This is a genomic window from Sulfurospirillum cavolei (assembly GCF_001548055.1).
Lineage (GTDB): Bacteria > Campylobacterota > Campylobacteria > Campylobacterales > Sulfurospirillaceae > Sulfurospirillum.
On sequence record NZ_AP014724.1, the window covers coordinates 2,644,157 to 2,666,783 of the forward strand.

The following is a 22,627-nucleotide window of genomic DNA, read 5'->3' on the forward strand; positions in this document are numbered from 1 at the left end:
TTTATTCTCCTAAAATTTCTTTGAGTTTCTTACCTTTTTTAATAAAGATTTTTCCGTTTTTGTCTAAAACGTCATTGAGCTGACTCGCTTTTTTCGTTAATACGTCGTTGATTTGCTGTTTTTCTTTCTTCGAAAACCCTTTTTCCTTTAAATAACTTCTCAAATCGCGCCAATCGCTGTACGATTCTAAAAGTTCTTCTTCCTCTTGAACGCTCTCATCCTCTTCTTCGTCCGTTATATCGACTTCTTCTACGTATCCGTGTTCCGCCGCTGTGCGTTGAAACGTATTTGACGGGGGAGAAGTCACTTCTGAAGCAACACCGATTTGCCGATTGGCGAGTGCTAAAATTGCTTTGAGCTGCTCGTCTCTTTCTTTATAAATCATCTCGATTTTTTCTTTCGACTCGATCAACAAACGTTCTTTGTCGGCGACCAAACGCTCTTTATCGCTTTCTAACTTCTCGTTTTTTTGTTTGAGTTCTTCGACTTGATTTTTGAGCAGTTCAATATAAGCACTCTCCGCCGTATTATTGTCCGTCGCTTTACGAGAAGAAAGGCTCTCTTTTGAAGACGTTTTCGTTAGTAAAATATATTTCACACCTTCTTCGACGACACTTTGTAAAGAGCCTCGTCGCAATCGGTTGTATATCGCCTCTTTACTCACGCCTAAAAGTTTCGCCGCTTCGGTAACGGTTAGTTTTTTTTCCATAAATTACGACCTTTACTAACGAAAAGAAGTTGATTGGTGCTGTATGGTATCATAGCTTTAATTAGTTTTATTTTAGACAGAAGATTTGAAGCGATAAAGAAGAAGCCAAGAAGCTAACTTCTTGGCCGTGTGTGTTAGAGTCTTGACTCGTAACGGCGAAGCATATAAAGTCGTTTAAGTTGTTTTTTACGAGCACTGATTTTATCTTTTTTGCGTTTTTCAGTCGCAGTTTCATAAAAGCGTCTTGCACGTACTTCCGTAACAACTAAGTTACGATCAACTTGTTTTTTAAACTTACGATACGCCTCGTCAAACGATTCATTAGGATGTACTTTAATTCCCGGCATACTCTATCCACCACCTTTCTGATGAATTTGAGAAGGCATTCTATCTAAATTTATGTACATTTAAGCTTAAAACATCGTGTTACGATTAATTGATTTAAAAAAGTAATTTTTTAGAAATTTGACGATAAAAATCGAAAAAGGCTTGACTTTCTACGTCAACATTGAGTATACTGTTGCTATTTTAAAATGATAAAAAGGTGACAATTTTATGATTATCGCGCTTTTAAAAAACAAAAATGACAATTCGCATATTACGATTCAGCAAAAGCAAATCTTAAAATATGCCCATCACAACGATCTCAAAATCGATACGACCGAGATTGAAAATTCGAATCCGAATTTGGATTTGGAGGAACGCAAAGAGTTTAAGGGCTTTTTACGCTCTTTATCCCCCAATGATCATTTGATTATCTTTGACCTTTCAACGTTTTCGAGCAACGTCGAAGAACTCGTCAAAGTGTTAGAATGCCTTCTTACGCGCTCTATTTCGGTTCATATCGCCGATGAAAGTATGCGTATCGACCTCCAATCCAGTCCTTTAGCCTTATTACAGCTTTTGGTCAAACAACGAGAGCTCAACAAAAAGCTTGAAAAAGAAAAAATGCAAGGTCGCCCTAAAGGCAGGATGTCCAAATCCAAGTTCGATATGCATCGCCCGTATATTATCGAACTTTTAGAACAAAAAACCTCTATTAGCGAAATCTCAAAAATCTTACATGTAAGCCGTACCTCTTTAAAAGACTATGTCAATTCCAGAGGACTGAAAGATCTTGTAAAAGCTAAAATTTCATTGCTTAAAACACCCAAAAAGGAGACTCCGCCTTTAAAAAACACGCCGCTTAAAGAGTGTTCTTTGATTCAACAATCTGAATCTTAAAATATTTACTATAAGGAATTACATAATGAATTGCGATACGAATTCTTCCGTACAACCTGTTTATTACAGGTATAAACGCTATGTTGTTTTTGCCGTTATTACGCTGGTAGCGTTATCGTTACCGTTTATTCGCATTGACGGCAATCACTTTTTTCTACTCAGCTTTGATAAAAAGCAATTGCATCTCTTTTTTACGACGTTTGACATGCAAGAGCTTTATTTGATGCCTTTCGTCTTAATGCTCTTTTTCTTGAGTATTTTCTTTATTACGACGCTCGGAGGCCGTGTTTGGTGCGGTTGGTCCTGTCCGCAAACGATTTTTAGAATTATCTTTCGCGACTTTATCCAAACCAAACTACTCGGTATTCGTAAAAGTATCTCCAATAAACAAAAAGCACCTGAGGGCGATTTCTTCAAACGTTTTATCGCTGTTTTGATTTGGGCGTGTTTAGCACTTTTAGCCGCATCGAATTTTATGTGGTATTTCATTCCTCCGGAAGATTTTTTCGTCTACATACAAAATCCTGCGGAACATACCGTATTGTACGGTTTTCTTATTTGTGTTACGGCGTTTCTCGTTTACGACATCACTTCCTTAAAAGAGAACTTTTGTGTTTACATTTGTCCGTACTCTCGTATTCAATCCGCACTTTTTGACGAAAATACGATTCAAACCATTTACGATGAAAAACGCGGCGGTCAAATTTACGATAAAAAAGGCACTAAACTCGGAAGTAAACCGCCTTTGGCAACCGACGATTGTACCGGATGCGAAGCATGTGTTCGCGTCTGTCCGACACATATCGATATTCGTAAAGGTATGCAATTAGAGTGTATTAACTGTTTGGAATGTGCCGATGCTTGTACGCCGATTATGGCAAAACTCGGAAAACCTTCTCTGATTACGTGGACCAGTGCCAATGCAGTGGAAAAAGGCGATAGAACGCATTATTTCCGCTTTCGAACGATTGCCTATATGGTTGCATTGACGATCGTCTTAATCGGATTGTTTGTCATGGGCAGTAAAAAAGAGTATATGCTCTTAAACATTAACCGAACAAGCCAACTCTATAAGATGGCCGACGACGGTAAAACGGTTGAAAACGTTTATACGTTTCTTTTCCAAAACACCGATACCAAAGACCATGAATATTATTTCGATATTTCCAATAAAGAGATCAAAATCGATCAACCGAGCGAACCTTTTATGCTCAAAGCCGGTGCAAAGCTGAAAAAAGTCGTTATTCTTTCGTCTGCTCCGAAAGAACTCAAAGTGGAAGGAGAAGATTTACCGATTACGGTTAAAGCATACGCACTTGACGAAAAGAACAGAATCGTCGTTGATCGCAAAACTATCTTTATCTATCCTAAAAAAGGCGATATTCAGCCTTAATCTATCACCGTTATTCTCGGGTGCTACGCAACTTTTTTTGGTTGCGTAGCCTCTTTCTTAAGGAGCTTCACCGATGATTTTATCGGATCGTATCAAAAATTTTCCTATTATGATGTTTGCAATCGTGATGGGACTTTCGGGTTTGACTATCGTCTACCAAAAAGCCGCTTTATGGCTAGGATTTCCAGCATCGATCGCTACGTTATCGGTTGTAATCGTTACGGCTGTTTTTGCCGTTATCGTTACGCTGTACGGCCTTAAATGCCTCTTCTTTTTCGAAGAAGTCAAACACGAGTTTGCACATCCTATTCGAATTAATTTCTTTGCCGCTTTTTCGATCTCTTTATTGCTTCTTTCCATTGTGTATCACGATATACAGATCGAAGTAGCCCAAGACTTATGGTATGCGGGTGCGCTGATTCAAACGTTTCTGACATTTTATACGATTAGTTTTTGGATCACGAAAAATATGGAGATTACCCATTCCAATCCGGCATGGTTTATTCCTATCGTCGGTAATGTTATCGTTCCTATCGGAGGATTTGGATTTGTCGATTTGCATATCTTGATTTATTTCTTTTCGGTGGGAATTTTCTTTTGGATCATTTTACTACCGATTATCGTCAATCGTATTATTTTCCACCATCAATTGGCACAAAAGTTTCTACCGACGCTGTTTATTTTGATCGCGCCTCCCGCCGTCGGCGTTATTTCGTATCTCAAAATTACCGAGACATTTGATCTTTTCGCAAGTTTTCTTTACAGTATTGCCCTCTTTTTTTCATTTTTACTGCTTTTTATGATCAAAAATTTTCTCAAATTGCAATTTTTTATATCATGGTGGGCTTTTACTTTTCCGCTAGCCGCTATGACCATCGCTTCTTTGGCAGTTTTTCATACGACGCACATACCGTTCTACGGTATCATTGCTTCGTTTTTACTGATCGCTACGACGTTGGTTATTGCTTTTGTCGGCTACAAAACGCTCTATTATGTTTCCAAAAAAGAGATCTGTATTGCAGAATAATTTTCTGCAATACGTTTCGCTTGTGTTGATCTTTTCTTTCCTTATTGCTTGCGACGGTTCGCAACACTCTTTTTCCCGTAAAAACGATCCTGATTTCTACATGTCGCTCCATACGCCTTTGGCATTACAAAATCATACCGTCTTTTGCAAAACGATCGACGTTCAAAGGCTTTTCGAACAAGCAGGATTTATCCTAGACGCTTCTAAAAGAACCGGCATCATGCTTGAAAGCAATTTAGATGCAAATCTTACATGTACGCTCTCAAACATGCCGAAAGAATCTTATATTCGCCTCACGCTATATCAAGACCGACAAGAATTCTATAAACTTCAACTTAACAAAACCGGAACGATGAACTGCGAGGATATAGAAACATTAATTGCAAAATTGAAAAAGGAAGTATTTCAAAAAAAGTAGTGGCATTAAGACGGTTGTTTTTTAACCGTCTTAATGTTAAAAAAGTCTATTAAAGAGCTGCTTTTGCTTGTTTTACGACAACGGCAAACGCTTCAGGGTCATTCATAGCCATGTCGGCAAGAATTTTACGATCTAACTCGATATTGGCTTTATTAAGTGCATTGATAAAACGAGAATAACTAATATCGTTTAAGCGGCATGCCGCATTAATTCTAGTAATCCAAAGTCTTCTAAAATCTCTTTTTTTCTGTTTTCTATCGCGAAACGCGTATACGAGACTTCTTTCTAATTGCTCTTTCGCTTTTCTAAAGTGTTTTCTTCTTGCACTGTAGAAACCTCTCGCCATTTTTAAAATTTTCTTATGACGTCTTCTTCGGACAATACCTGTTTTTACTCTTGCCATTGTGTCTCCTTGACCAATATATTAATGTCGGTGTCTTGTATCAATACAAGAACTTGCCCTTGTTAGAGGGGTACGCTGCATATAAACGATGAATGACTTTTTGTCAAAAACTTTAGCTGTAAATTATGCTTGGCAAAGCATTAATTTAACGGATTTTTCGTCGCGAGCATCTACGGTTTTAGCCACTTTCAACCCACGCATTCTTTTGGTAGGTTTTTTCGTAAGAATATGACTTCTAAAAGCTGCGCCTCTTTTAATCTTATTTTTACTTGCTCTAAAACGTTTTGCGGCACCGCGTACCGTTTTCATTTTCGGCATGCTATCTCCTTAATATTGACTCTAAAAACGAGGAAAACCCCTCTATTTTCTAGAAACCGGCTATTTTAGCAAAAAATTTCTTAGAGGGGATTAAAATGGAAGAGAAAACGCTATTTCTTAGGAGCTTTCGGTGTTACCAACATATTAATATATCGACCTTCAAGCTTCGGTGTTTTTTCACGCTCGGCAATATCTTCAAGCAACGGCCAAAGGGTTTCTAAAACGTGCTCGCCGATTTCTGGATTGGACATTTCACGACCTTTAAGAAAAACTCTAAAACGTACGTGTTTACCTTCTTCAAGAAACTCCCTTGCATGTTTCACTTTATAGCTAATATCATTAGGAGCAATCTTGACCGAAAGCTTAATCTCTTTGATCTCAATGATCTTTTGATTCTTACGTGCTTCTTTAAGTTTTTTCTCTTGCTGGTATTTGAACTTACCGTAATTCATAATCTTGCAGACCGGCGGTTTCGCATCCGGTGCAATCAGAACCAGATCGAGTCCCAGTTCATCGGCTTTTGCAAGAGCCTCTTTACGAGAGATGATACCGTATTGCATACCATCGTCTCCAATACATCTAACCTCTGCTGCTCTTATCTCCTCGTTTAGTATAACCTCTTTGTCTTTACTCAAAAGTGTACCTCACTCAGTTTCTCCTTTAGGGTTTTAATCAATTCAACTTTGCTCATATTATACTGTGTTCTTTCTCTTCTGTCACGTACGGCTACACTTTGCGCTTCTACCTCCGCATCTCCGAGAACTAGAATCATCGGAACGCGCATTGTTTCCGCATTGCGAATACGTTTATTAAGGCTTTCGTTTTTTGATGAAATTTCCACATCGATTCCTTCATCGATCAACTCATTTGCCAAAGCTTTTGCGTAAGCGACATGTTGATCGGAAATCGGTACGATTACCACTTGTGTCGGTGCAACAAAAAACGGTAATTCACCGGACGTATGCTCAATTAAAATACCGATAAAGCGTTCAAACGAACCTAAAATCGCTCGGTGTAACATCACGGGGCGTGCATGCTCGTTGTTTGCATCGACATACGAAATATCAAAGCGCTCCGGCAAGTTAAAGTCAACTTGAATCGTTCCGCACTGCCATTTACGCTTTAGGGCATCGGTGATTTTAATATCGATTTTAGGGCCGTAGAATGCTCCGCCGCCTTCATCAATACCGTATTTGATACCGTTTTCATCCAATGCATTTTTTAAACCTTGCGTTGCCGCTTCCCAATATCGCTCATCGCCGATTGATTTTTCGGGACGTGTCGAAATTTCCATTTCGTAATGAAACCCAAACGTTTTCATAATAGAATCGACAAAACTCAAAATTTCTAAAACGTTTTCTTTAATTTGATCCGGTGTACAGAAAATATGCGCATCATCTTGCGTAAATTCACGCACGCGAAATAGTCCGTGTAATACACCGCTTTTTTCATGGCGGTGCACGACGCCGTATTCAAAAAATTTCAGCGGTAAGTCACGATAACTTCGAACTTCACTTTGAAAAACTTTAATATGGCCTAAACAGTTCATCGGCTTAATGCCGTATTCTGCTTCGTCAATCACGGTAAAATACATATTTTCGCCGTAATTTTGATAGTGACCGCTTATTTTCCATGCATCCGATTTCAAAATTTCAGGACCGCGTACGGGCTGATAACCGCGTTTTCGATGTGCCGTAAACAACAATTTCTCGAGTTTTGAACGAAGTCGTCCGCCGTTTGGCAACCAAATCGGAAGTCCTGCACCAACCTCATCATCAAAGGTAAAAAGTTTAAGTTCGTTACCGATTTTTCGATGATCCCGCTTCTTTGCCTCTTCGATCATGGTGACATAATCTTTAAGACTCTCTTTATCTGCAAACGCTATTCCGTAGATACGCGTTAACATTTCGCGTTTCTCATCACCGCCTAAATAGGCACCCGCTACTTTGATTAATTTGAAAAAACGTAAATATTTAGTATTGGGAACGTGAGGTCCGCGACAAAGGTCTTCAAAATCCCCTTGTTTATAGATGGAAACTTCACCCTCAGGGATACGAAGCAAGACTTCTTGCTTTAAGTCGTCATGGCTAAAATGCTTGAGTGCTTCCGTTTTGGTCGTATAAATCTTCTCTATCGGAAGTTTAGCATTGGCAAGTTCTGCCATTTTTTTCTCGATCTCTTTTAAATCGGCATCGCCGATCTTTTCATTGACGCGAAAATCGTAATAAAAGCCGTCTTCAATCACAGGTCCGACAAAAAATTGGGCATCTTTATAGAGTGCTTTAATCGCTTGTGCCATTAAATGCGCACAAGAGTGACGAATCACTTCGATTGCCTCTTTAGAGTTGTCAAATACGATTTTGTTTTCGTAGATTTTAGAAGAATTAGCAGCGGTTTGCGTGTCGATGATGAGAGCACCTTCTTTGTAGGCTATAACATCATTCATCATAGTAGATCCTTTACTTGTATGAACTCCCAAACCAACGGGAGAACAAAAAAATGGTGGCCACGAAAGGATTCGAACCTTCGACCACTACCATGTCAAGGTAGTGCTCTACCAACTGAGCTACGCGACCGACTCATTTAAGAGCTGAGATTATACCAAAAAAAATTAAAAATGCAACTCTTTTTTGAAAAAATCTTTTGAAACCTTATTATTTCGTAGAATTAGGGTGTTTCCACGTACGATACAAAATGCAAAGTACGCCCACGTCTATCATCACGTCGGCAAAATTAAAAACGGCAAAATTAAATCCGTAGTGCCAAAAAAAATAATCCACGACACCGCCGTGAATAAAACGATCGTAAATATTACTCAACGCCGCACCCGCGATCATACCGATCGCCGACGCATGCCCAAGGAGAACGTCACGGTGCATGGACAGATAGATTCCCAATACCGCGATTAATACGATTTGAAGGTATTTTAAATACTCCTCTAAAAAAGCAAACATCGAAAAAGCAACTCCCTTGTTAAACGTTAAGATGAGTGAAAAAAAATTGCCTTCCCAGCGAAAACCCTCCAAAAAAAGAAGCTTAATTGCCTGATCAACTCCAAAAACAAGGAGTCCCGCAGCACATAAAAAAATCCACGCTTTATTCATTTAATGCACTTTTGAAAAAGGCAACGGCTTTTTCCATGGATGCTTCCAAGACCTGTTCGTCTTTGCCTTCCAAAAGAATGCGCAAAAGATTTTCCGTTCCGGAATAACGAATCAATACCCGAAGTTGCTTACTTTGGAATTCTCGAATCAATGCATCATAGCCTTGGAGTTCTAAAAGCGGTATTTTGTTGTCGACTTTAAGATTGTGTTGTAACTGAGGATAGAGAATAAAAGGGTTGAAAAGTCGGCTGACTTTTTGTTTTTCCGTTAAAACACAGTGCATCACGGCAAGCGATGCGACGAGTGCATCGCCCGTTTTTGCAAAATCGGAAACGATAATATGCCCGCTTTGTTCACCGCCGAAGTTAATGTTTTGTCGATACAGACACTCTAAAACGTTTTTATCTCCCACATCGCAGCGATACGTTTTGATGTTCGATTTAGCCAAATAATCTTCTAACGCCTGATTACTCATAACGGTAACGCAAACACCGTGATTCGTCAACCTGTTTTGGCTTTGTAAAAATGTTGCCAGTTTGCCGAGTAGCATATCGCCGTGGATCGGATTGCCGTTTTCGTCTACGACGACCAAACGATCTGCATCGCCGTCAAACGCAAACCCGATGTCGGCACGAAGTCTACGTACTTCCTCGCCGAGTTCTTCAGGATGCAACGCACCGCAATTGAGATTGATATTGCTCCCGTTGGGGTCGTCGTTAATCATAATAACATCAGCCCCAAGCTCGCTAAAAACGGTCGGAGCGACTTTGTAAGCGGCTCCGTTGGCAGGATCTAGGACGATACGAAATCCTTTGAGCGTCAAGTGTTTTGGAAAAGAGTTTTTGATTTGAACGATGTAGCGTCCGATCACGTCATCGATCCGTTTGGATCTACCAATTTCAAATTCCGTTTTTTGGTTCTTTTCAATCAATTCGTCGTCAAAATAGATTTTTTCGATTTCTGCTTCTTCCGCCTCACCGAGTTTATTGCCGAGACTATCGAAAAATTTAATTCCGTTATCGGAAAACGGATTATGCGACGCACTAATCATGATACCCGCGTCACACCGCATATCTTCCGTTAAAAACGCGATCGCGGGCGTTGGCATCGGCCCGATTTGTCTTACGTCGTATCCCACTGCGGTCAGTCCGGACACAATCGCATTTTCGATCATATATCCACTACGTCTGGTATCTTTACCGACTAGGATTTTATTGGTAATCGAATTTTTACGAAAATAGATACCCGCCGCCATCGCTAAACGCATTGCTAAAAAAGCACTCAGTTTTTTTCCCGCTTTTCCCCGAACGCCGTCGGTTCCGAATAATTTCATAATGGATTCACCTTATACGATAAACTCTTAGGCGAATTGTAACAAAACTTTTTTAATCTTGACATGTAAACGGTATAATAACCCTATTACATTGGGAGAATAGGACACCACATGAACTTGGACAAAGTAATTTCCGGATTTTTTTTCATTCTGGCGATGACGCTCAATTTCGGATTTTTCTACGGCGATTTGTCGGATTTAGAACTGCATAGCAAATACGAACTCTTTGCGGCATTGGTCGTGAACATCATTGCGACAACGCTCAAAATCGGTGATAAAACGCAATTGGGTTCGGTAATGCTCGCTACGAGTCTGGTCGCGGATATTCAGCTGATTGCCTCGGCAACCGTTTGGACCATCGCGGTGTATGCGTATACGATCGATCGAGAAATCACTTCGATTATCGTCAGCTTAAGCGGCGGAGCTTTACTGGCCAACATAACCAGTGTTTTACTCTATATCGGCGATACGCTTAAATCCAAACGTTAAAGGGCTCTTTTTGAGAACCAGCTCCTTATGGCTTATTTTACAGCGTATGCGTACCCCTTTCCTCATTATTATTTTAACGTATACGATTTCTATTATCGGATTACTACTGATTGAGGGCGTCGACGCAGAGGGAAGAGCTTATCGGCTCTCTATTTTTGACGCATTTTATTTTATTAGCTATACCGCAACAACAATTGGGTTTGGCGAAACACCTTTCACGTTTACCTACCCTCAACGCATCTGGGTCTCAATGTCTATTTTTTTTACCGTCACGGGTTGGTTCTACAGTCTTGGATCCTTAGTCGCCCTCCTTCAAGACAAACTCTTTTTGGAAGAATTTGCGCGCGCAAAATTTAGGCGTAACATTGCTTATTTAAAAGAAAAATATATCATTATTCTCGGCTACAACTCCATTACCAGCGAAATTATTAAAAAAGCCAACGAATACGGATTGCGCTCCGTAGTGATCGAAAAAGACGAAAGTAAACGCAACCATCTTTTGTTGGAAAACTTCACGCCGCCCGTTTATTGTCTTAATGCGGACGTTCATAATCCCGAGGCACTGGAAACGGCAGGAATTAAATCCATTTATTGTCGTGCTATCGTGAGCCTCTTTGAAAACGACGCACTCAATCTTCGCATCGCGTTAACGTCTAAAATTCTCAATTCCAATATTACGATGGCGATTAAAGCGACGACGAAAAACCAAGCCGAAAATCTCCAAGATTTAGGCGTTCAAATTATTGAAAATCCGTTTGAAATTATCGCAACGCATATTCATTTAGCGATTAATGCCCCGCACTCTTTACGTCTGATTCGATGGCTATACGGTCTAGGGCATTTGCACGATCCTCTTCTACGCTTGCCGCGCGGGAAATACCTTGTATGCGGATACGGTCGTATGGGAAAAAGTATTTACGAAGTGCTTAAAGAGAACCATTTCGAAACCGTTTTTGCCGAAATCGATTCGCAGAAAAAAGAAGCGACGCCAAGCGAAGCACATCCAAAAATCGTTATCGGCGACGGCGATGATAAAGAGATGTTAAAAGCATTGGGTATCCAAGAGTGTGCCGCAATTATCGCCGGAACCAACGACGATACGACCAACCTTTCCATTTTGGCGACGGCCAAAAAACTAAACCCATCGATTATTACCATTGCGCGTGAAAATGAACTGGAAGATTTTTCGATTTTTCAAAACTCTAGCATCGATTCGGTTTTTATACCCGCAAAAATTTTAATCAACAAAACGGTACATGCCATCCTCAATCCGGCACTCGATCAGTTTATCAAACACATTTATGCATTAGACGAGACAGACATCATCGCTTTAACCAAAACGCTCTTAAACATCTCGATGCATCCGTCGATTTTTGCACTGAAAATCGACGCAACGCAAGCTCCGATGCTTTTCAAGCATACAAACAATACGCTTCCGCTCTCTTTGCTCAAAACGTCTCTTAAAAATAGACGCATCGATAACAATCTGATCGTGCTCATGCGTATACGGAACAAAGAAGTATCGCTTTTCCCTTCTTGGGACGAAACAATCGGCATCAATGATCTTTTTTTATTTGCAGGTGACGACAATGCTCAAGATCATCTCGAGTCGATTGCACAAAATTATTATGAGTTTTATTATGCTCTTGAGGGTAAAGAAAAAAGTATTTTCGGCAGATTACGCACGCCTTAGCCTTCAAAGCTCTTTGAAGGGATGATTTTAGAACAAATTTATTTTAAAATGCCCTTAAAATAAGTTGCGTTTAATATTAGTTTTTATATAATCTACGCCTAAATTTAAAACGAAAGGCTTATCTATGGCAAATCACAAGTCAGCAGAAAAGCGTATTAGACAAACCAAAAAACGCACCGAAAGAAATAGATTTTATAAAACTAGAATCAAAAATCTAACACGTGCCGTAAAAGAAGCTGTTGAGGCGGGTGATCAAGCAGCTGCCGCCGTTGCGTTGAAAAATGTAAACAAAAGCTTTCACTCTTATGCCGGCAAAGGTATTTTGACGAAAAATACGGCTGCTCGTCGCGTAAGCCGTCTTGCTCAACTTGTTAATACGCTAGGTAGTGTTGCTGCATAACCTGCGGCAACTCCCTCTTTATTTTTAGTTTCCCTTCATGTTAAACGAAAAACTTGTCCCCTTCGTCGAGCGCTATAATGAGCTTTCCGCTCTTCTTAGCGATCCTAATATCGCTAACGATATTAAAAAAATGACGGCTCTTTCCAAAGAGCAATCTTCTCTTGAAGAGATTAAAGACAAGTCGCTTGCCTATCTTACGACTTTAAACCAAATCGAAGAGAATAAACTCCTTTTAGACGACGAAGAACTCGGAGAGTTGGCAAAAGAAGAACTTAAAAGTTTAGAACTTCTTAAAGAGACGCTGGAAGAGGAAATTAAACTTCTTTTACTTCCCAAAGACCCTAACGACGAACGTAATATTTTCCTTGAAATTCGTGCAGGAACCGGCGGAGACGAAGCTGCCATTTTTTCGGCGGATTTATTTAAAGCTTATTTGCGTTATGCCGAAAACCGCGGGTGGAAAGTTGAAATCGTCTCGTTAAGCGAAGGGGTTTTAAACGGTTATAAAGAAGTCATCGCGTTGATTAAAGGGCAGGGTGCTTTTTCACGACTTAAATACGAAGGCGGCGTTCATCGTGTTCAACGTGTACCTTTAACCGAATCGCAAGGGAGAGTTCATACGTCTGCCGTGACGGTGGCCGTGATGCCCGAAGTCGATGACGTCGAAATCGATATTCAAGAAAAAGACCTTAAAATCGATGTCATGCGTTCTTCCGGAAACGGCGGACAATCGGTCAACACGACCGACAGTGCCGTACGCATTACGCACTTACCGACCGGGATAGTCGTCGTGAATCAAGACGGTAAATCTCAGCATAAGAACAAAGACGCCGCTATGAAAATCTTAAAAGCAAAGCTTTACGATATGGAGATGCAAGAGCGCAACGCCAAAGAGAGTGAAGCACGCAAACAACAAGTAGGCTCCGGTGACAGAAGCGCAAGAATTCGCACGTACAATTATCCTCAAAACCGCATTACCGATCACAGAGTAGGGCTCACGCTTTACCGTTTAGATGCCGTGATGGAAGGCGGACTTTTTGATGAGATTATCGAGCCTATTATCGCGAATTACCAAGCCGAGCTGATGAAAGAAGCTAACTTTTAATACCGCTTATTGATCGTAAATACTTAAATTGTTTTGCTCGATCATCTCTCGAATCATTTTAATGTACTCCTCTTTCAGTTCGGAATAATTAACCATCGTTTTTGCCGATTCCATACCGTTGAACGTTCGGCCTTCAAGAAAAGCTTGATAACGCCTTTCGCGAAATAGCGAATAGGCATCGTTGGTATTGAGGTTGAGCATATACGAAGTAACCGATTTTTGTAAAGAGCTAAAAACGCGAATCATATGTGTTTTGCCCGGTAATCGGTTCTGAGGCATTAAACCGATGCCAGAATACGTCCAGTGACCAAAAAGGTTATTGGCTTCCCGCGCGAACCGACTCTTTCCCCAACCGCTCTCCAATGCTGCTTGTGCAAGTGCCATCGAAACGGGAACCGTATTGATTCGTTTGTAATATTCGTCGCGATCGAAGAGGTTTTCGATCCCGTATTTATTGCGTAATGCGATCAGGTAACCGACATTTTTCTGATTTAGCCCCCGAAAAGCTCCCGGCATTGCCTTCGCAAAAAAGTCGGTAATAAACTCACGGTCTTTTTTAATTTCATCGTTACTTTTATCGACTAACGCTTTCATATGAAGAAAAAAAGCCTCTTTTTGTTTGGTATTGTCGTCAATTTGATAGTAGTCGTTCGGAAGTCCTCCGGCATAAAGCGGACCGGAGATACTTAAGAAAAAAGCGATAAAAGAGAAGAAAAAAATCTTCACGAATTTAGAGATCCAGCGTCGTTTCAAAGACCTTTTGTACGAGACCTTTGAAAAAAAGTTTGTTGCCTTCGATGCGCAATTGCAACTCCTCTTGACTCGTCGGATAGACTTTGGCGCAATCCTCTAGAAACTTTTCGCGATACGCACTGTAAAAACACGCCGCCATACCCGTTCCACACGCCAAGGTTTCATCCTCGACACCGCGCTCGTACGTTCTTACATGTAAGGCTTTTTCACGAATCATGGCGTAATTGACGTTGGCGTTGTATTTAAATCTCATTTGGCGTGCAATCGTTTTGTCAAAACAACCGATATCCTCCACAAACGTTACCAAATGCGGTACGCCCGTATCGCAAAAATACCATACCAAACCGTTTTCTTCAAACGAATCTCTCAATTTTTTCGGTTCGGTTAATTCCGTCTCTACGACGTCGCCCTCCACACAAGAATGAATCACGCCGGCACCTGTCATAAAACGCATTTGTGCGTCGCAGAGCCCGTTGGTATAAGCATAATGCGCGCATGCACGCGTTCCGTTGCCGCACATAGACGCAGCCGAGCCGTCGTTGTTGTAAAATTGCCATTTAAAGTCATGTTCGTTATCGGGCAACAAGACGATCAATCCGTCTGCACCGATTCCGCTTTGTCGATTGCATACTTTTTTGGCAAAATCGCTTCGATCTTTTTCGATAAACGTATGTAAAATAACAAAATCGTTTCCGCTAGCGTTATATTTTGCAATCTGCATATTTTCCTCTTACAAATTTGATAAATTTTTCAATTTCGCTCTCTAAAAATTTCATATCGAACGAGTTATTAATCAGAAAATCGGCCATCACCCTTTTTTCTTCAATGCTAATTTGCGCATCGATACGTTTTTGAGCCTCTTCTTTCGTAAAATCTTCACGTATCATAAGCCGTTTTCGCTGAACTTCAACCGGAGCATAAACAACGACGACGACCTTACACTGATACCCTTCGCTTTCAAAATAGAGCGGAATATCGATAATATAAGGTCTTTTTCGCTCCTCGAGTGCTTCGCTACGTTTGAAGATTTCGGCTCGAATCAACGGATGCAAAAAGGCATTCAGTTTTTCACGTTCCGCTTTATCGTTAAAAATCAGAGCACCCAACGCTTTACGGTCGATCGCACCCTCTTTGATCACGCGATCGCCGAAAATCGCTTCCACTTCTTTGACATGTAGAGGCAAAATTTCTTTGGCGATTTTATCGGCGTCAATGATCTCAAACCCTTGTGCGTGAAGCAAAGAAGAAACCGTACTTTTACCCGTTGCAATGCCGCCGGTTAGGACGATCGCGTGTTCGTATGCCATGAATTCTTTCAGACCTTCAGTTAGATTTTATAACGATTTTAACATACTTTTGTTAAAATCTTTTAAACAACCTCCTAAAGGCTTATTCATGAGTACAGTCAGCTACAAAGACGCCGGTGTCGACATCGATGCGGGAAACCAGTTTGTAGAAAATATCAAACCCATCGTAAAATCAACGTTTGACCGCAACGTGATCGGCGGAATCGGCTCTTTTGCCGGCGCGTACGAACTTCCTTCAGGCTATCGACAACCCGTCATTCTAGGTGCAACCGACGGTGTGGGTACTAAGCTTAAATTGGCTATCGATTCGGGTATTTACGATACGGTCGGTATCGATCTCGTCGCGATGTGTGCCAACGACCTTATTTGCAACTTCGGAACACCGCTTTTCTTTTTGGATTATTACGCGATGAGTAAACTCGAGATCGACGCATCGGTCAGCATCGTTAAAGGTATCGCCGAAGGTTGTCTCCAAGCCGAATGCTCTCTCATCGGCGGTGAAACGGCGGAAATGCCCGGAATGTACCACGGTAAAGATTTTGATCTTGCCGGATTTGCGGTCGGAATTGCCGAAAAAGACGAGATGAATCGTTTGCCGCATGTGAAAGCGGGCGATATTTTAATTGCACTTCCCAGCTCGGGTGTGCATTCCAACGGTTTTTCCTTGGTAAGAAAGCTCTTTTTTGATAAACTCGGTTATACGTTCGAAACGGAATTTAACGGTAAAGCGTTGATTGAAACGCTTTTAACGCCGACACGCCTCTACGTCAAACTTTTTAAAGCACTCAAATCGCACATTAACGCTTTGGCGCATATTACCGGCGGCGGTATCGTCGAAAACCTTCCGCGCGTTCTTCCCGAAGGCTTGCAAGCACATGTCTACATGTCAAAAATCAAAACATTGCCGATTTTTGATTTTATGAGCCGATACGTCGACGAAAGCGAAATGCACCGAACGTTCAATATGGGTGTAGGTATGATCTTGGTCGTGAGCCCCGAAAACGTCGATACGGTCTTAAACAACAGCGACGGCTATGTGATCGGCGAACTTAAAACCGGCACGCGATGTGCACTTATGCTTCCATGAGCAGCGTTTATATCGTTTCTAAACTCTTTACGTACCTGTTTTTGCCGCCGGGTATTTTTGCTCTCCTTTTTGTCGGCGTAGCGTTTTTCGTCAAACGCTTTCGCCTTTTTTTCTTTGCCAACGGTATTATTCTATATTTTTTAAGCACGCCTTACGTTGCCGATTGGCTTTTAACGCCTTTGGAAGCACCTTACAATACCTCCGTCGAAAAAAGAGCCGTAGATGCGGTTATCGTACTGGGAGGAGGGCATACGCAAGGCGTTGCCAACCTACCGCTTAGCAGCGACGCTTATAAACGTATGATGTGGGGGCTTATGGTTGCCAAATCCAACAACCTTCCGCTCCTATTTAGCGGCGGCGGCAATCAAAAAGAGTATCTGGAAAGCGATGCTTTTTTGGATAGCCTTAAAGAGATCAAATCGTATCTCGACATCCAACCGCCAAGTTCCAAAAGCCTTGCTAGCAAAGAATTTTCTTTACATGTAGAAGATAAAAGCATCGATACCTACCAAAATGCGCTCTTTAGCAAACAGGCTTTTCAAGCGGTAGGTATCTCTGAGCCGACCGTTTATCTGGTAACTTCGGCGTATCATATGAGGCGTGCCGTGATGCTTTACGAGCATTTCGGTTTCCACGTGATTCCTGCGGCAACCAATTTTAAAATTAACCATCGAGCCCGAGATATGTGGGATTATTTTCCCAATGCGCATGCTTTTTATAAAAGCTTCATTGCACTCCATGAATATGCCGGATTGCTCAGCTTGAAAATCAGAGGCATTTAAGCGTTATTTACGTTTATCGTTCGTAATTTTATAAATAAAACTAAAGACTTCCGCCACGGCTTTATAGAGCATCGGCGGAATCTCTTTATTGATTTCTATCTTCGAGAGCAACTCGACCAAATCAGCGTCTTTTTTAATAAGAATATCGTGTTCTTTTGCAAGTTTGATAATATGCTCTGCAACATTTCCTTTACCGGAAGCGACGACTTTAGGAGCGTTATGCTTTTCGCGTTCGTACTTGAGTGCGACGGCTTTTTGAATTTTCGGCTTTGGATCGTTCATATTTTTAGGTTAATCCCGAATTCAATTTGCTCACCGCTAAAATAATCGTTTTTAACGGCTGAAACATCTTTGTATTCCAACATTTTTATCATACCCGTTATCAACCCGACTTCATTCAAAGCTCGTTTGAGTTTTGGAAGTTGATCGCCGATTTTCTTTTTGAGCTCGCTTTTTTGTACGGCAACGTTCATATCTACGTATTTATCGTTCGATAGAACCAACATCATATTGATTTTACCGTAATATTCCAAATCCAGATCGATTTGGCAATGAAAGCTCTCTTGCGTACTTTGTTTCATCATCATAGAGCCGTTTTTCATCCCTTCCCAACTAAAAGGAATATACACGTGCGTCGAACTGCTTACGTAAGAAAAGAGCTGATGGTATTCGATTTGCGTTAACAGGCGATTTGTAATTTCATATGCTTCTTTATTCTGAGGCGACGTCGCAAACGCTTCGTTGAGCTTCGTTAAGACCCCTTTTATATCACTCAAGAGTTCTACGTCGCTTGGATCGAGTTGGAGTTTTTGCGCCAATGTTTTACCGACGAAGAGTTCCGGCTTAATCAACGCGTGAATCGTCTGATCCAACGTACTGCTTTTGGCGTTAAACTCGGCTTGACGTACGGTCTGAGGATCGATCACTTCGATTTGCTGTTTAATACGATTGGCAAGCATTTTTAAAGCTTCTTCAACGCTTTGAGGCATTGCGGAAGAGGAGGGCAGAGGCATCGCCGTAACCGAGGAATTTTGTACCGAAGAAGCTATGACCTCTTGATCGCTCATCGGCTCCTCTACCGTATGCTTTTGAAGTAATGCACCTTCTTGCATTGCCGATACGGGAGTTTTCGGCATAGACATCGTATTTGCGGCATCCAGGAGTGAAGATTTGGGCGACTTGACGATTTCTTGGAGAAAGTTTCCTTTCAGAAGTAATTCATCGATCTGAGGCTCAAGATCGTTTAAACCGAGCACGCTTAAATTTTCTTTGAGCTGTTCTACTAAAACTTGGACTTGCGTATTAAAATGTTCCTCGACTTTCATCGATGCGGGATAATTTTCGACTTTAGACGCAATTAAATCGGTTTGTTTGATTGCATATTCAAGCTTTTGCACCGTTTGATACGCTTCTTTAAACATAGAAGGCTCTGCTAAGACTTGCTTAACGCCTTGCCGAAAAAGATCGAGTAGGGTTTTTAGGTTACCTTGCGCCTCTTTAGATGAGAGATCCTGTGACGTCGCCAATAAATCCAAAACGGCAGAGATCTCTTTGGTAATCGGCGACGATTGAAGCAACGGCGTGTCTAAATGCGTTTGAATATGCGTACGAAGTGCCTCCAACGTATCCGATGCGCCTTGTATCTTAAGCGTGTTTGCCAATTTCGATTCAAAGAAAATACCGGAATTTTGTATTTGCGTTTGGAGCATCTTCGTATCGATTTGATCGATATTTTTTGTAAACAATTGCAATAAAGCCATCGGTTGAGCTATCGTAGAATCGAGCTTAACCGTTGTCGTTAAGGTTTTAATATCATCGGCAAAATTACCCATATTTTTAAAAAGTTGGCTCTTTTGTAAAACCTCATAAATTGCACTTTTCGATTTTGCCTCGCTGATCGCACTTCCTAGAAGTTGTGCTACAACCTCTTTTGCATCACTCGGCGTTTTCGCATACGCTGTTTTTTCGCTACTTAGTTCTAACGGTAATTGCGCACTTTTTTGTATAAGCGCATCGGCTTGCCGTGTGAGTGTCTCTTTAGTCTCAAGCGACGTTTTCGTATCGAGCGTTTGCAGTTGATTGGCAAGAAGCGAAGCCGTATTGACGTCCATAATGCATCACCTTATAGGGTAAATAATTCGTATGTTAACGGTGAACCGATTTGATTTTTTCCAACCACTCGTTTAAAGTCTTTTCAAACCCTATCGGCAAATTTCGATAAAAATGAAGCGGTTTTTCACTGTAGCTTTGCTCGACCCAACCGCCGAAATCGTGCGGATACAAATACCCTTTAGGTGAAGGACTTTTAAGATGTTCCGGAACCGTTAACGCCTTTTCGTTTTTGACATACGATAACGCATCGTTAATCGCCTGATAGGCACTGTTCGATTTAGGACTACATGCAAGGTAGATCAAGCATTGCGATAAAATAATACGCGCCTCGGGATAACCGATCTTACTCACGGCCGTTAGCGTACTGGCAGCGAGATTTAAAGCGTTAGGATTAGCGTTACCAATATCTTCGCTTGCAAGAATGATCAATCTCCGCGCAATAAAGTCGGGACTTTCCCCGCCGTCTATTAAACGTGCTAGATAATAAAGTGCCGCATCGACGTCTGAACCTCTCACGCTTTTAATCATAGCACTAATGAGATTATAATGTGTGTTATCTGAGCTCACGCCGTCTTTGAGCGCACTCGGTCGCAACGATTTTAGCGTTTCAAGGCTGACATGTAAATCGACTTTCAGTGCAAATTCCAAAAGGTTTAAAAGCGATCTGCTATCGCCGGCACTGGAACTTACGAGGTAATTCAACGCATCTTCGTCAATCGTACATGTCACGACATTTCGTACGCGCTCGACGATAGCACACAAATCCGATTCTTCTAACGGATAAAACTCAAATAACATCATCCGTGAGCGAATACCCGAGCTTAGGACGAAGTATGGATTTTCGGTTGATGCTCCGATAAGAATCATCTCGTGATTCTCCATCGGCAATAACAAAACCTCTTGCTGTGTTTTAGAAAGACGATGAATTTCATCGATAAAAATTAACGGTTTTTGCAAAGCGTTTTTATACTGTGAAAGAATTTTACGAATCTCTTCGACTTTAATACTGGTGGCGTCGAGCTCAAAAAAAGGCAAATCCAACTCATTCGCGACGATACGCGCTAAGGTCGTTTTCCCTACTCCTGCCGGACCGAAGAAGAGAGCATGGCTCATCGATCCTGCTTTTAACAGTTTGAAAAAAGGGCTGTTTTTTGCACTTAAGTGTTTTTGTCCGGCTAACTCTTCAATGCGTTTCGGGCGAAAGAAGAGGGCAAAGTTATTGATCATCGCCCTTGGTATCCTGTTTCACGTATTCAAGATAATCGCGTAAAGCATTATACTCGCTTGCATTAAAAAAACGATGTTTTCCCGGCTTCAACGTTCCTAAGTCGACTTTGCCGTAACTCACGCGTTTGAGATCTACGACATCCACGTCGAAATATCCGAAAAAGCGTCTCAGTTCTCTGTTTTTTCCTTCGTTAATCGTCACTTTAAGCGTCGAAAACGTCGGCGAATTTTTAATAATACGATACGCTAAAAACGGCGCAAACTCCATGGAATGAATCTCACTCTTGGCATGCCCGCCTTTTCGAGCATCGTCCAATTTCAATCCCTCTTGCATCGCTTTTTCCATCGCTAACGTAATCGCTCCGTTGATTTTAACGTAATAAACCCGCTCCAAATCGCCGTGCATTAACGCCGAAACCACGGTAGGAGAATCACACAGAAGCAAAAGTCCTTCACTGGCAAAATCAAGTCTTCCGACGCTTAAATAATGCCCGAATTTCGACGGAAGCGAATCATAAACCGTCTTGCGTCCGCGATCGTCTTTTTTACTTACCAATTCACCTTTGGGTTTATGGTATACGATAACCGAATAGCCGTGCTTTTCAAAAAGCGCATTACCTTTAATTTCAATCTTGTTTTTAAAGCTCACTTGCATCGAAAGATCGTCTACGACTTTACCGTCAACTTTTACTAAGCCGTCTTTGATCAATTGATCTGCTTCGCGTCGCGAGTAGTGCGTGTTGTGGGAAATCATCTTATTGAGTCGCATTAATTCTATCATTTTATCCCCGCTTCTACCAATTGGTGAATGTGCAATACGCCCTCTAGCTTACCTTGTTTATCGGTAATCGCAAGCAATTGTATTTTGTATTTTTCGATCAATGCCAACGCATCGCTTGCAAGGATCGCCGCATCGTCGATCGTTTTAGGCTGCTTCGTTGCATATTCGTACGCATACGCATCCATACGGAAATCGTCTCGCATTAAAGCACGTCGTAAATCACCGTCGCTTAAAACGGCTAACAACGTATGGTCGCAATCCGTAATCAGTACATTGCCTAGACGTCCTTCGCTCATAGCAATAATCGCCTCTTTCAATTTTGTTTTTTCAGAAATAACGGGTAACTCACTCGTGAGCATCAAATCTTTCACTTTGACAAACAAACGTTTGCCGAGACTTCCGCCCGGATGAAACGACGCAAAATCCTCTTTTTTAAAATTTTTCTGTTTCATAAGGCAAACGGCTAACGCATCTCCTAGCGCTAACGTCAGCGTTGTCGAACATGTAGGAGCGGCATCGAGAGGACATGCTTCTTTTTCGATGTGTAATGGGATAAAAATATCGCTGTAACGTCCCAATGACGACTCTTTTGAGCGCGCCATACCGATCAGGGGAATTTCGAAACGTTTGATATGCGGCAAAATTTTAATCAATTCTTCACTCTCACCGCTATAACTGATGGCTAACACGGCATCTTCTTTACCGATCATACCCAAATCTCCATGCATGGCTTCGGTCGGATGTAAAAAGAAACTGCTCGTTCCCGTACTCGCAAGTGTTGCGGCAATTTTTGCACCGATCAATCCACTTTTTCCAACCCCCGTTACGATCAGCTTTCCTTTAATCTTCGCTATCGCAGACGTTGCTTCATTGATCTCTGTCCCGATATGCGCGGCCGTGTTTAAAAGCTCTTTGGCTTCCAATTCTAATACTTCTTTGGCTATCGCTTGAAAATCTTGCAT

The 22,627-nt window shown here is 41.4% G+C and carries 26 protein-coding genes and 1 tRNA gene; 10 read left to right on the forward strand and 17 right to left on the reverse strand.

Annotated features, from left to right (window positions below):
- Position 1: 1 nt before the first annotated feature.
- A complete protein-coding gene (locus UCH003_RS13295; RefSeq protein ID WP_060826859.1) occupies positions 2–709 on the reverse strand; it encodes a helix-turn-helix domain-containing protein in 708 nt (235 codons plus the stop codon).
- A gap of 134 nt (positions 710–843) precedes the next feature.
- Complete coding sequence (gene rpsU, locus UCH003_RS13300) at positions 844–1,056, reverse strand: 30S ribosomal protein S21 (protein WP_039671852.1); 213 nt, start codon at positions 1,054–1,056, stop codon at positions 844–846.
- A gap of 208 nt (positions 1,057–1,264) precedes the next feature.
- Between rpsU and UCH003_RS13305 the strand changes: the two genes are divergently transcribed.
- The 4 genes from UCH003_RS13305 (at position 1,265) to UCH003_RS13320 (ending at position 4,771) form a co-directional block, all read left to right on the forward strand.
- The gene (locus UCH003_RS13305; RefSeq protein WP_060826860.1) at positions 1,265–1,933 is read left to right on the forward strand and encodes a recombinase family protein; all 669 of its coding nucleotides are present in this window, start codon (positions 1,265–1,267) and stop codon (positions 1,931–1,933) included.
- 25 nt (positions 1,934–1,958) lie between these two features.
- The gene (gene ccoG / locus UCH003_RS13310) at positions 1,959–3,326 is read left to right on the forward strand and encodes a cytochrome c oxidase accessory protein CcoG (RefSeq protein ID WP_060826861.1); all 1,368 of its coding nucleotides are present in this window, start codon (positions 1,959–1,961) and stop codon (positions 3,324–3,326) included.
- Positions 3,327–3,399: 73 nt separating this feature from the next.
- The gene (locus tag UCH003_RS13315; RefSeq protein ID WP_060826862.1) at positions 3,400–4,353 is read left to right on the forward strand and encodes an SLAC1 anion channel family protein; all 954 of its coding nucleotides are present in this window, start codon (positions 3,400–3,402) and stop codon (positions 4,351–4,353) included.
- Complete coding sequence (locus tag UCH003_RS13320) at positions 4,343–4,771, forward strand: hypothetical protein (RefSeq protein WP_060826863.1); 429 nt, start codon at positions 4,343–4,345, stop codon at positions 4,769–4,771. Before UCH003_RS13315 ends, UCH003_RS13320 begins: the two co-directional genes overlap by 11 nt.
- Before the next feature lie 49 nt (positions 4,772–4,820).
- On the opposite strand, the gene rplT is transcribed toward UCH003_RS13320, so the two are convergent.
- From rplT to glmM, 7 genes are all read right to left on the reverse strand, one after another.
- On the reverse strand, positions 4,821–5,174 hold the full coding sequence (gene rplT, locus UCH003_RS13325) for a 50S ribosomal protein L20 (protein WP_039671847.1): 354 nt from the start codon (positions 5,172–5,174) through the stop codon (positions 4,821–4,823).
- Between the two features lie 123 nt (positions 5,175–5,297).
- On the reverse strand, positions 5,298–5,492 hold the full coding sequence (gene rpmI, locus UCH003_RS13330; protein WP_039671846.1) for a 50S ribosomal protein L35: 195 nt from the start codon (positions 5,490–5,492) through the stop codon (positions 5,298–5,300).
- Between the two features lie 110 nt (positions 5,493–5,602).
- Positions 5,603–6,127 (reverse strand): translation initiation factor IF-3, encoded by a 525-nt coding sequence (gene infC / locus UCH003_RS13335; protein ID WP_039671845.1) that lies wholly within the window; start codon positions 6,125–6,127, stop codon positions 5,603–5,605.
- Positions 6,124–7,941, reverse strand: coding sequence for a threonine--tRNA ligase (gene thrS / locus UCH003_RS13340; protein ID WP_082709209.1), 1,818 nt, complete (start codon positions 7,939–7,941; stop codon positions 6,124–6,126). The genes infC and thrS overlap by 4 nt, the downstream gene beginning before the upstream one ends.
- Before the next feature lie 51 nt (positions 7,942–7,992).
- A tRNA-Val gene (locus UCH003_RS13345) sits at positions 7,993–8,068 on the reverse strand.
- Between the two features lie 78 nt (positions 8,069–8,146).
- Positions 8,147–8,596: a signal peptidase II gene (gene lspA / locus UCH003_RS13350; protein WP_060826864.1), complete on the reverse strand. Its 450-nt coding sequence runs from the start codon at positions 8,594–8,596 to the stop codon at positions 8,147–8,149.
- Positions 8,589–9,929: a phosphoglucosamine mutase gene (glmM, locus tag UCH003_RS13355; RefSeq protein WP_060826865.1), complete on the reverse strand. Its 1,341-nt coding sequence runs from the start codon at positions 9,927–9,929 to the stop codon at positions 8,589–8,591. The genes lspA and glmM overlap by 8 nt, the downstream gene beginning before the upstream one ends.
- A 111-nt stretch (positions 9,930–10,040) precedes the next feature.
- Between glmM and UCH003_RS13360 the strand changes: the two genes are divergently transcribed.
- The 4 genes from UCH003_RS13360 (at position 10,041) to prfA (ending at position 13,616) form a co-directional block, all read left to right on the forward strand.
- Entirely contained in the window at positions 10,041–10,418 is a 378-nt protein-coding gene (locus UCH003_RS13360; protein WP_060826866.1) for a DUF6394 family protein, read from the forward strand.
- Positions 10,419–10,428: 10 nt separating this feature from the next.
- The gene (locus UCH003_RS13365) at positions 10,429–12,111 is read left to right on the forward strand and encodes a potassium channel family protein (protein ID WP_060826867.1); all 1,683 of its coding nucleotides are present in this window, start codon (positions 10,429–10,431) and stop codon (positions 12,109–12,111) included.
- 124 nt (positions 12,112–12,235) lie between these two features.
- Complete coding sequence (gene rpsT / locus UCH003_RS13370; RefSeq protein WP_039671840.1) at positions 12,236–12,511, forward strand: 30S ribosomal protein S20; 276 nt, start codon at positions 12,236–12,238, stop codon at positions 12,509–12,511.
- Between the two features lie 37 nt (positions 12,512–12,548).
- A complete protein-coding gene (prfA, locus tag UCH003_RS13375; RefSeq protein ID WP_060826868.1) occupies positions 12,549–13,616 on the forward strand; it encodes a peptide chain release factor 1 in 1,068 nt (355 codons plus the stop codon).
- 6 nt (positions 13,617–13,622) lie between these two features.
- On the opposite strand, the gene UCH003_RS13380 is transcribed toward prfA, so the two are convergent.
- The 3 genes from UCH003_RS13380 to coaE are packed head-to-tail and all read right to left on the reverse strand — an operon-like array spanning position 13,623 to position 15,676.
- Positions 13,623–14,369, reverse strand: coding sequence for a glucosaminidase domain-containing protein (locus UCH003_RS13380; protein WP_231964786.1), 747 nt, complete (start codon positions 14,367–14,369; stop codon positions 13,623–13,625).
- Positions 14,347–15,090 (reverse strand): diaminopimelate epimerase, encoded by a 744-nt coding sequence (dapF, locus tag UCH003_RS13385; protein WP_060826870.1) that lies wholly within the window; start codon positions 15,088–15,090, stop codon positions 14,347–14,349. Before dapF ends, UCH003_RS13380 begins: the two co-directional genes overlap by 23 nt.
- On the reverse strand, positions 15,071–15,676 hold the full coding sequence (coaE, locus tag UCH003_RS13390) for a dephospho-CoA kinase (RefSeq protein WP_060826871.1): 606 nt from the start codon (positions 15,674–15,676) through the stop codon (positions 15,071–15,073). Before coaE ends, dapF begins: the two co-directional genes overlap by 20 nt.
- A gap of 88 nt (positions 15,677–15,764) precedes the next feature.
- Between coaE and purM the strand changes: the two genes are divergently transcribed.
- Both purM and UCH003_RS13400 read left to right on the forward strand, forming a co-directional pair.
- Positions 15,765–16,763, forward strand: coding sequence for a phosphoribosylformylglycinamidine cyclo-ligase (gene purM / locus UCH003_RS13395; RefSeq protein ID WP_060826872.1), 999 nt, complete (start codon positions 15,765–15,767; stop codon positions 16,761–16,763).
- Positions 16,760–17,545, forward strand: a complete 786-nt coding sequence (locus UCH003_RS13400) for a YdcF family protein (protein ID WP_060826873.1) — start codon at positions 16,760–16,762, stop codon at positions 17,543–17,545. The genes purM and UCH003_RS13400 overlap by 4 nt, the downstream gene beginning before the upstream one ends.
- Before the next feature lie 3 nt (positions 17,546–17,548).
- On the opposite strand, the gene UCH003_RS13405 is transcribed toward UCH003_RS13400, so the two are convergent.
- From UCH003_RS13405 to UCH003_RS13425, 5 genes are read right to left on the reverse strand one after another with little or no spacing between them, the layout of a single operon-like run.
- The gene (locus tag UCH003_RS13405) at positions 17,549–17,827 is read right to left on the reverse strand and encodes an EscU/YscU/HrcU family type III secretion system export apparatus switch protein (RefSeq protein WP_039671833.1); all 279 of its coding nucleotides are present in this window, start codon (positions 17,825–17,827) and stop codon (positions 17,549–17,551) included.
- On the reverse strand, positions 17,824–19,656 hold the full coding sequence (locus UCH003_RS13410; protein ID WP_060826874.1) for a flagellar hook-length control protein FliK: 1,833 nt from the start codon (positions 19,654–19,656) through the stop codon (positions 17,824–17,826). The genes UCH003_RS13405 and UCH003_RS13410 overlap by 4 nt, the downstream gene beginning before the upstream one ends.
- Before the next feature lie 34 nt (positions 19,657–19,690).
- Entirely contained in the window at positions 19,691–20,884 is a 1,194-nt protein-coding gene (locus tag UCH003_RS13415; RefSeq protein ID WP_060826875.1) for a replication-associated recombination protein A, read from the reverse strand.
- Positions 20,874–21,653 carry a pseudouridine synthase gene (locus tag UCH003_RS13420; protein ID WP_231964845.1) on the reverse strand — a complete coding sequence of 260 codons (780 nt, stop codon included), beginning with the start codon at positions 21,651–21,653 and terminating at the stop codon, positions 20,874–20,876. Before UCH003_RS13420 ends, UCH003_RS13415 begins: the two co-directional genes overlap by 11 nt.
- A gap of 8 nt (positions 21,654–21,661) precedes the next feature.
- Complete coding sequence (locus tag UCH003_RS13425; protein ID WP_060826876.1) at positions 21,662–22,627, reverse strand: KpsF/GutQ family sugar-phosphate isomerase; 966 nt, start codon at positions 22,625–22,627, stop codon at positions 21,662–21,664.

Bases quoted from the DNA above. Each gene is read 5' to 3' on its own strand.
- UCH003_RS13295 (WP_060826859.1), bottom strand. From the start codon at position 709: ATGGAAAAAAAACTAACCGTTACCGAAGCGGCGAAACTTTTAGGCGTG.
- rpsU (WP_039671852.1), bottom strand. From the start codon at position 1,056: ATGCCGGGAATTAAAGTACATCCTAATGAATCGTTTGACGAGGCGTAT.
- UCH003_RS13305 (WP_060826860.1), top strand. From the start codon at position 1,265: ATGATTATCGCGCTTTTAAAAAACAAAAATGACAATTCGCATATTACG.
- ccoG (WP_060826861.1), top strand. From the start codon at position 1,959: ATGAATTGCGATACGAATTCTTCCGTACAACCTGTTTATTACAGGTAT.
- UCH003_RS13315 (WP_060826862.1), top strand. From the start codon at position 3,400: ATGATTTTATCGGATCGTATCAAAAATTTTCCTATTATGATGTTTGCA.
- rplT (WP_039671847.1), bottom strand. From the start codon at position 5,174: ATGGCAAGAGTAAAAACAGGTATTGTCCGAAGAAGACGTCATAAGAAA.
- rpmI (WP_039671846.1), bottom strand. From the start codon at position 5,492: ATGCCGAAAATGAAAACGGTACGCGGTGCCGCAAAACGTTTTAGAGCA.
- thrS (WP_082709209.1), bottom strand. From the start codon at position 7,941: ATGATGAATGATGTTATAGCCTACAAAGAAGGTGCTCTCATCATCGAC.
- lspA (WP_060826864.1), bottom strand. From the start codon at position 8,596: ATGAATAAAGCGTGGATTTTTTTATGTGCTGCGGGACTCCTTGTTTTT.
- glmM (WP_060826865.1), bottom strand. From the start codon at position 9,929: ATGAAATTATTCGGAACCGACGGCGTTCGGGGAAAAGCGGGAAAAAAA.
- UCH003_RS13360 (WP_060826866.1), top strand. From the start codon at position 10,041: ATGAACTTGGACAAAGTAATTTCCGGATTTTTTTTCATTCTGGCGATG.
- rpsT (WP_039671840.1), top strand. From the start codon at position 12,236: ATGGCAAATCACAAGTCAGCAGAAAAGCGTATTAGACAAACCAAAAAA.
- prfA (WP_060826868.1), top strand. From the start codon at position 12,549: ATGTTAAACGAAAAACTTGTCCCCTTCGTCGAGCGCTATAATGAGCTT.
- dapF (WP_060826870.1), bottom strand. From the start codon at position 15,090: ATGCAGATTGCAAAATATAACGCTAGCGGAAACGATTTTGTTATTTTA.
- coaE (WP_060826871.1), bottom strand. From the start codon at position 15,676: ATGGCATACGAACACGCGATCGTCCTAACCGGCGGCATTGCAACGGGT.
- purM (WP_060826872.1), top strand. From the start codon at position 15,765: ATGAGTACAGTCAGCTACAAAGACGCCGGTGTCGACATCGATGCGGGA.
- UCH003_RS13400 (WP_060826873.1), top strand. From the start codon at position 16,760: ATGAGCAGCGTTTATATCGTTTCTAAACTCTTTACGTACCTGTTTTTG.
- UCH003_RS13405 (WP_039671833.1), bottom strand. From the start codon at position 17,827: ATGAACGATCCAAAGCCGAAAATTCAAAAAGCCGTCGCACTCAAGTAC.
- UCH003_RS13410 (WP_060826874.1), bottom strand. From the start codon at position 19,656: ATGGACGTCAATACGGCTTCGCTTCTTGCCAATCAACTGCAAACGCTC.
- UCH003_RS13415 (WP_060826875.1), bottom strand. From the start codon at position 20,884: ATGATCAATAACTTTGCCCTCTTCTTTCGCCCGAAACGCATTGAAGAG.
- UCH003_RS13420 (WP_231964845.1), bottom strand. From the start codon at position 21,653: ATGCGACTCAATAAGATGATTTCCCACAACACGCACTACTCGCGACGC.
- UCH003_RS13425 (WP_060826876.1), bottom strand. From the start codon at position 22,627: ATGCAAGATTTTCAAGCGATAGCCAAAGAAGTATTAGAATTGGAAGCC.